Origin of the sequence: Frankia nepalensis (assembly GCF_016786325.1) — a bacterium.
GTDB classification, from domain to species: domain Bacteria; phylum Actinomycetota; class Actinomycetes; order Frankiales; family Frankiaceae; genus Pseudofrankia; species Pseudofrankia nepalensis.
Map to the genome: position 1 here is coordinate 54,112 of NZ_JADWYU010000088.1, position 6,197 is coordinate 60,308.

5 protein-coding genes are annotated in these 6,197 nt (G+C 72.0%); all 5 read left to right on the forward strand.

The annotated features are described in order from the left end of the window. Positions 1 to 54: 54 nt before the first annotated feature. The 5 genes from I6A81_RS05930 to I6A81_RS05950 all read left to right on the forward strand — a co-directional run bounded on the left by I6A81_RS05930 (position 55) and on the right by I6A81_RS05950 (position 5,993). Entirely contained in the window at positions 55 to 1,200 is a 1,146-nt protein-coding gene (locus tag I6A81_RS05930; protein ID WP_203004932.1) for a hypothetical protein, read from the forward strand. Next, the gene (locus I6A81_RS05935; protein WP_203010120.1) at positions 1,197 to 2,585 is read left to right on the forward strand and encodes an amidohydrolase family protein; all 1,389 of its coding nucleotides are present in this window, start codon (positions 1,197 to 1,199) and stop codon (positions 2,583 to 2,585) included. The genes I6A81_RS05930 and I6A81_RS05935 overlap by 4 nt, the downstream gene beginning before the upstream one ends. Then, positions 2,579 to 3,967, forward strand: coding sequence for an amidohydrolase family protein (locus I6A81_RS05940; RefSeq protein ID WP_203004930.1), 1,389 nt, complete (start codon positions 2,579 to 2,581; stop codon positions 3,965 to 3,967). The genes I6A81_RS05935 and I6A81_RS05940 overlap by 7 nt, the downstream gene beginning before the upstream one ends. A gap of 158 nt (positions 3,968 to 4,125) precedes the next feature. Further along, entirely contained in the window at positions 4,126 to 4,845 is a 720-nt protein-coding gene (locus I6A81_RS05945) for a hypothetical protein (protein WP_203004929.1), read from the forward strand. Positions 4,846 to 4,919: 74 nt separating this feature from the next. Then, complete coding sequence (locus tag I6A81_RS05950; RefSeq protein ID WP_203004928.1) at positions 4,920 to 5,993, forward strand: isopenicillin N synthase family dioxygenase; 1,074 nt, start codon at positions 4,920 to 4,922, stop codon at positions 5,991 to 5,993. Positions 5,994 to 6,197: the final 204 nt, after the last annotated feature.

A 6,197-nucleotide genomic window follows, 5' to 3' on the forward strand; every position in this document is an offset into this window, starting at 1 on the left:
CCCACCGCGACCCCGGTACACATCACCCCGGTATAGATCATCAAGGAGAGACCATTGGACAAGGTTCGTGTTGGGGTTGCCGCCGCGCTCGCCGTGGCCAGCGCCGCCCTGACCGCCTGCTCGTCGACGGACTCCGGCACCGCCTCAGCCGACCCGACGAATCCGGCCGGGGCCACGGGCCCACTGCGGGGTGTCTGCCCGGCGACGGTTGTGATCCAGACCGACTGGTACGCGACTCCCGAACGGGCGGCCGCCTATCAGCTGGTCGGCCCGAACGGCACGATCGACGCGAAAAAGGGCAGTTACCGCGGCCCACTGGGCGCCACGGGCATCGAGGTCGAGGTCCGGCTCGGCGGCCCGTTCATCGGCTTCCAGCCAATTCCCGCCCAGATGTACCAGGACGAGTCCATCTATCTTGGCTATGTCGCGACCGACGACGCCGTGCAGGCGGCCGACAAGTTCCCAACCACGGCCGTGGTCGCTCCGCTCGACATCAACCCCCAGATCCTCATGTGGGACCCCTCCACCTACACCATCGACGACTGGCCGGACGTCGCGAACACCGACGCGAAGGTGGTCTACCTCGAGGGCCTTCCCTTCATGGACTATCTCGTCAGCAAGGGCTACGTGAAGCCCGAGCAGCTCGACGCGTCGTTCGACGGAACGCCGAGCCGGTTCGTGGCCGAGCGCGGCGGACTGATCCAGCAGGGCTATGCCAGCAACGAGCCGTACCGCTGGGAACATGACGTGCCGGACTGGATGAAGCCGGTGGACTACCTGCTCGTCCACGACGCCGGTTACGAGATCTACCCGCAGGGTCTCGCGGTGCGCTCCGACACGTTGACCGACTCCTCGGCCTGCCTCAAGGAGCTCGTTCCCATGATCCAGCAGGCTCAGGTCGACTACGTGGCGAACCCCGGCCCCACGAACGACACGCTGGTGAAGATCGCCGAGGCGATCGGTGACGGACCGCCGATCACGGCAGCCGCCAACGCGGACGCGGTCACGGTGATGACGGACCTCGGCATCGTCGGCAACGGCTCCAACAGCACCCTCGGCGACTTCGACCTCGCCCGGGTCGACCGCACCATCGGCGTCCTTGGACCGATCTTCGCCGCCCGCAACACCGACGTGCCGCCGGCGCTGGCCGCGACCGACATCGTGACCAACGAGTTCATCGACCAGGACATCCACCTGTGACGACCGCGACCGGGGTGCCGCCGGGCGTCGCCGATCTGGTGATCGGCGGAGCCACCCTGGTCGCCACCGTCGACGCCAGCCGCCGGGAGATCCCCGGCGGCTGGGTCGCGGTGGTCGACCGACGGATCGCGGCGGTCGGTGGCCCCGGCGGCGAGCCGCCAGCGCGGGAACGCATCGACGCCTCTGGATGCCTGGTGACGCCAGGCCTGGTCAACACCCACCACCACCTGTGGCAGAACCTGACCCGAAGCTACCGACCGATGACCACCACCGACTTCCTCGGCTGGCTCGACGCGCTTTACCCGCTGTGGGCGACCCTCGACGAGGAGAGCACCTACCTGTCCGCGCGCGTCGGCCTGGCCGAGCTGGCCCTCGGTGGCTGCACGACCACCAGCGACCACCTCTACCTACAGCCACCGAACATGCCGAGCCTGGTGGAAGCCGAGATCGCCGCGGCCCGGGAGGCGGGGATACGGTTCCACGCCACCCGCGGGGCCGTCGACCGCGGCCGGCGCGACGGCAGCCCGATGCCCGACCACCTGGTGGAAGATCCCGACGACGTGCTCGCCGACTGCGAGCGGCTCGTCGCTCACCACCACGATCCCTCGGCCGAGGCGATGGTCCAGGTCGCTCTCGGACCGCACTCGGTGTTCGGCGCCACCTCCCGGCTGATGACCGGCGTCGCGGAGCTGGCGGAACGGCTCGACGTGCGGCTGCACACCCACCTGTCTGGCGACCTCGCCGACAATGACTACTGCCTGTCGCTCCATGGCTGCCGTCCGGTCGAATGGTTCGAATCGCTAGGCTGGGCGAGCCCGCGCACCTGGGTGGCGCACTGCTTCTTCCCTGACGCCCAGGAGATCCGCCGCCTCGGCGCGGCCGGGGTCGGGGTAGCCCACTGCGCGACCGCCGGCCTGCTCATGGGGGTGGGGATCGCGCCGGTCCCGCAACTGCGGGCGGCGGGTGCGCCGGTCGGTATCGGGGTGGACGGTTCGGCCAACTCCGACTCCTCGTCCATGTGGCTGGAAGCGCGGACGGTAATGCTGGCCAACCGGTTCCGCGGCGGGCCGGCCGCGTTTGGCGCTCGGGATGTGCTTGAGCTGGCCACCATCGGTGGTGCCGCCTGCCTCGGGCGCGCTGGAGAGATCGGCGTGCTGGCGCCCGGTGCCAACGCCGACCTCGCCGTCTGGCCGGTCGAAGGGCTGGCCTGGGCCGGCGCCGTGACCGATCCGATCGACGCCTGGTTGCGGTGCGGACCGGCCGCTCCGCGCCATGTCCTGGTGGGGGGTCGGTCGGTGGTCTGTGACGGGGTCCTGTCGCGGCCCGACCTGCCCGACGTGCTGCGCCGCCACGACGCCGCCGCCCGCAGGATGCAGCGATGCTGATCGACCGGATCACCGACGCCCGGCTCGTCGGCCCCACACCCACGGACGGGCGCGCCGCCGAACGGCGCCACGACATCGGACGGCGCCATGACGTTGTCCTCGGCGGCGGAACCGTTCTTGCCGTCCGGCCGACTGGCGCCGCCCAGCCGGGTGAAGCCGTCGGCCCTGGTGGCGTCGAGCCGGGTGATGCCGTCCGGCCGGCAGGCGCCCGGCGCCCGGCCGGGACCACCCTGCCCGTCCAGGGCCGGGTCGTGGCGCCCGCCTTCGTGGACGCGCACGTGCATCTCGACAAGGCGTACCTCTCGGCCGCGGTGGCGGCCGCGCCGGCGGGGACGCCGTACGCCGTCGCGGGCCGGTCTCCAGAACCGTCCGGTCCTCGCCTCGACGCCGCGATAGCCGAGGTGGGACGGCTGCGCGAGACCGTGCCCATCGAGCGCATCCACGCCGGGGCCGCCCTGGCGATCGACACCCTCGTCCGCCACGGCACGGTCGCGGCCCGCGTCCACGTCGAGATCGACCCGGTCGCCGGGCTCGACCTCGTCACCTTCCACCAGGCTCTGACCGCCTCGGTCGCCGACCGGTGCGAGGTGCAGCTCGTCGCCTTTCCCCAGCGGGGTCTCGAGCGCCCCGGCACCCGCGAGCTGATGGCCGCGGCGATGGCGGAAGGTCTCGACGTGGTGGGCGGGTGCCCCTACGTCGACCAGGACCCGATCGCGCACCTGGACGCGGTGTTCGCCCTGGCCGAACGACACGGCCGCCCGGTCGACCTGCACCTGGACTTCCACGACGAGCCGGGGCGGTCCCTCATCGAGGCGGTGGCCGAACGGACCCGCGCGCACGGCATGGCCGGACGGGTGACGATCGGTCACGTCACCACGCTCGCCGCCATGGCTCCGACCGCCCAGGCCTCGGCGCTGGACCTGCTCGCCGACGCTGGAATAGCCCTCGTCGTCCTCCCGGCCACCGACCTCTATCTCGGTGGGCACGGGGAGCCGGGGACCCGCAGCCTCGCGCCGGTCGACCGGGCGATCCAGGCTGGCGTACGGGTCGCGATCGCGAACAACAACCTCGCCAACCCGTTCGCGCCCTTTGGGAACGGCAACCTGCTACAGGCCGCCTGGCTGGCCGGGATCACCCGCAGGATGGCCGACGACGACCAGCCCGGCGGGCTGCTGGCGGCGGTCACCACGACTCCGGCGGCCATCCTCGGGCTCCCCGAGCACGGCCCCCAACCCGGCCGGGCCGCCCACCTGGCCGTGCTCGACACCGCCGATCCGGCCTCAGTGCCGCTCGGAGCCCCGGCCGTCCTGGCGACGCTGCGCGCGGGCCGCCTCGTCCACCGCGTGACCGTCCCCGAACCCGTCGGCGGGGCCGGGCCGTGACCAGCATGCTCGCGTCCGACGGGGGAGAGAGGCAGGCGGCGATCGACAGCCGACATGGTCCCCGGCCGGCGGATCCGACCCGGCCGGGGGATCTGACCGGGCTCTGGCGGCGCACCTTGCTTGCCTGGCCGGATGGCCGACGCGACGACACCAGTTCGGTGCGGTGGCTGCAGGGTCCGCGCCACTACGTCGACCTGCGGTGCCCGGTGGGGCGGACCGCCATCGGCGGCGTCGCCGCGCTTCGCGAGCTCACCGGGGCGCATCTCGGCCGGCTCGCCGGCCAGGAGGGTTTCGCCGGCGAGCTGCGCCGGGAGGAGGAGGTCTTCCACTGGGTCCGTGACATCGATCTCCAGCCCACCTCCGTCCACCTCGACCAGGGAACGCTCCGGTACGACGGGCCGCTGCTGGTCGAGGAGGGGGTTGGGCAGGCGTACGTCGAACACTGGCAGCGGTGCGACACCGGCCCGGGCCCGTGCGCCGATCTTCGGCTGGCCCATCCCCGGACCGGTCGCCGGGGAGTCGTCGTCCGCGTCGGCCGGCATTTCGGCTACGCCCGCGGCCGGCCGCGTGACCTCCCGCCGGAGTCGGCCGGGTCCTCGCTCGGCGAGCTGCTCAACCAGAACGCCAGCTCGCGGCACCGGCAGGACCTCGTCGACTGTGAGATCTCGCTCGGCGTCATCGACGACCACGGCTGGACCATCACCAGCTCCAGCCTGCCCTTCCGGGAGAACCAGCCGTTCGGGCTGGAATGGCGGACCGACGGCACCGTGGTGACGGCCGATCCCGATCCGGACGGACGGCTTCGGCAGCGGATATGGGCGGTGCTCGGCGCCGCGGGGGACGTCGCCGCCTGGTCCACCGAGCCGGCGGCCAACTGATCCGTCACCGGGCCCCGACACGGTGCGCCGGAACACGCACGCGTCGGAACACGCACAAGGAGGAGGTTGCCATCATGGGTGAGGCCATCGGCTTCTCGCGGGTTCCACTGATCGACATCAGCGGGCTGCGGGGCGGGCCGGCCGACCGGGATCGCGTCGTCGCGGAAATCGGCCACGCCGCCCGCGAGGTCGGGTTTCTCCAGATCACCGGCGCCGGGGTGCCGCCCGCGCTGTTCGCGGGCCTGCTGGCCGCCGCGCGACGGTTCTTCGCCCTACCCATGGACGAGAAGATGAAGGTCTACATCGGCGCGTCGAAGAACCACCGCGGCTACGTCCCGGAGGGCGAGGAGGTCTTCAGCGCCGGCGGACGGGACCGCAAGGAGGCGTTCGACCTCTCCCTGGACCTGCCGCCGGACGACCCCGACCACCTCGCCGGCAACCCGCTGCTGGGACCGAACCAGTGGCCACCGCTGCCCGGGTTCGCCGACGCGGTCATGGCCTACTACGACGCGGTCCTGGCCCTCGGCCGGCGCCTGCTGCACGCGTTCGCGCAGGCCCTGGGTGAACCGCCGACGCTGTTCGACGACCACGTCACCAAGCCCCCGAGTCAGCTGCGGCTTCTGCGCTACCCGGCCGGCCCTGCCGCCGACGACCGCGAAGCAGACGACCGTGAAACGGACGACCGCGAAACGGACGCGGTGGGCATCGGCGCGCACACCGACTACGAGTGCTTCACCCTGCTGCGGTGCACCGGGCCCGGACTGGAGGTGCGCAACGGCGTCGGGGAGTGGATCGATGTGCCCCCGGTCGAGGACGCCTTCGTCGTCAACATCGGCGACATGTTCGAGATCCTGACGAACGGAGAGTTCGTCGCCACCCCGCATCGCGTCCGCCGGGTGACCGCGGAACGGTACTCCTTTCCGTTGTTCTTCAGCGTCGACTACCACACCCGGGTGGTTCCGCTGGAGCGTTTCGTCCGTCCCGGCCGCCCGGCCCGCCCCGGTCTCGTCGCGGGCGAGCACCTGTTCGCCCACACCGCGCAGACCTTCACCTACCTCAAGGATCGGCTGGCCACCGGCGAAATCGTCCTGCCAGCCGGGTCGGTCGGCCTGTCGTCCTTCGGTCACCCAACCCAGACGGCGGGCTGAGAGCCGCGCACCGCGGGACACGGCGGTGAAGAGCGGACGAGGACGTTCGACTCATGGAGCCTTGGGCGCGGTGGTTGCGGTGGTCGGTGCCGCCGAGGGCGAAGTGGCGCAGGGCGGTGAACTTGGCCTCGTCGGGTAGCCCCGGCGCATTGCTGCGCCGGGGCCCCCTCAGAACCGGCCGTGCCCGCTTTCCGGGCAACCGGC

Excerpts from the sequence above, each read along its gene's own strand:
- I6A81_RS05940 (WP_203004930.1), top strand. The coding sequence starts at position 2,579 with ATGCTGATCGACCGGATCACCGACGCCCGGCTCGTCGGCCCCACACCC.
- I6A81_RS05950 (WP_203004928.1), top strand. The coding sequence starts at position 4,920 with ATGGGTGAGGCCATCGGCTTCTCGCGGGTTCCACTGATCGACATCAGC.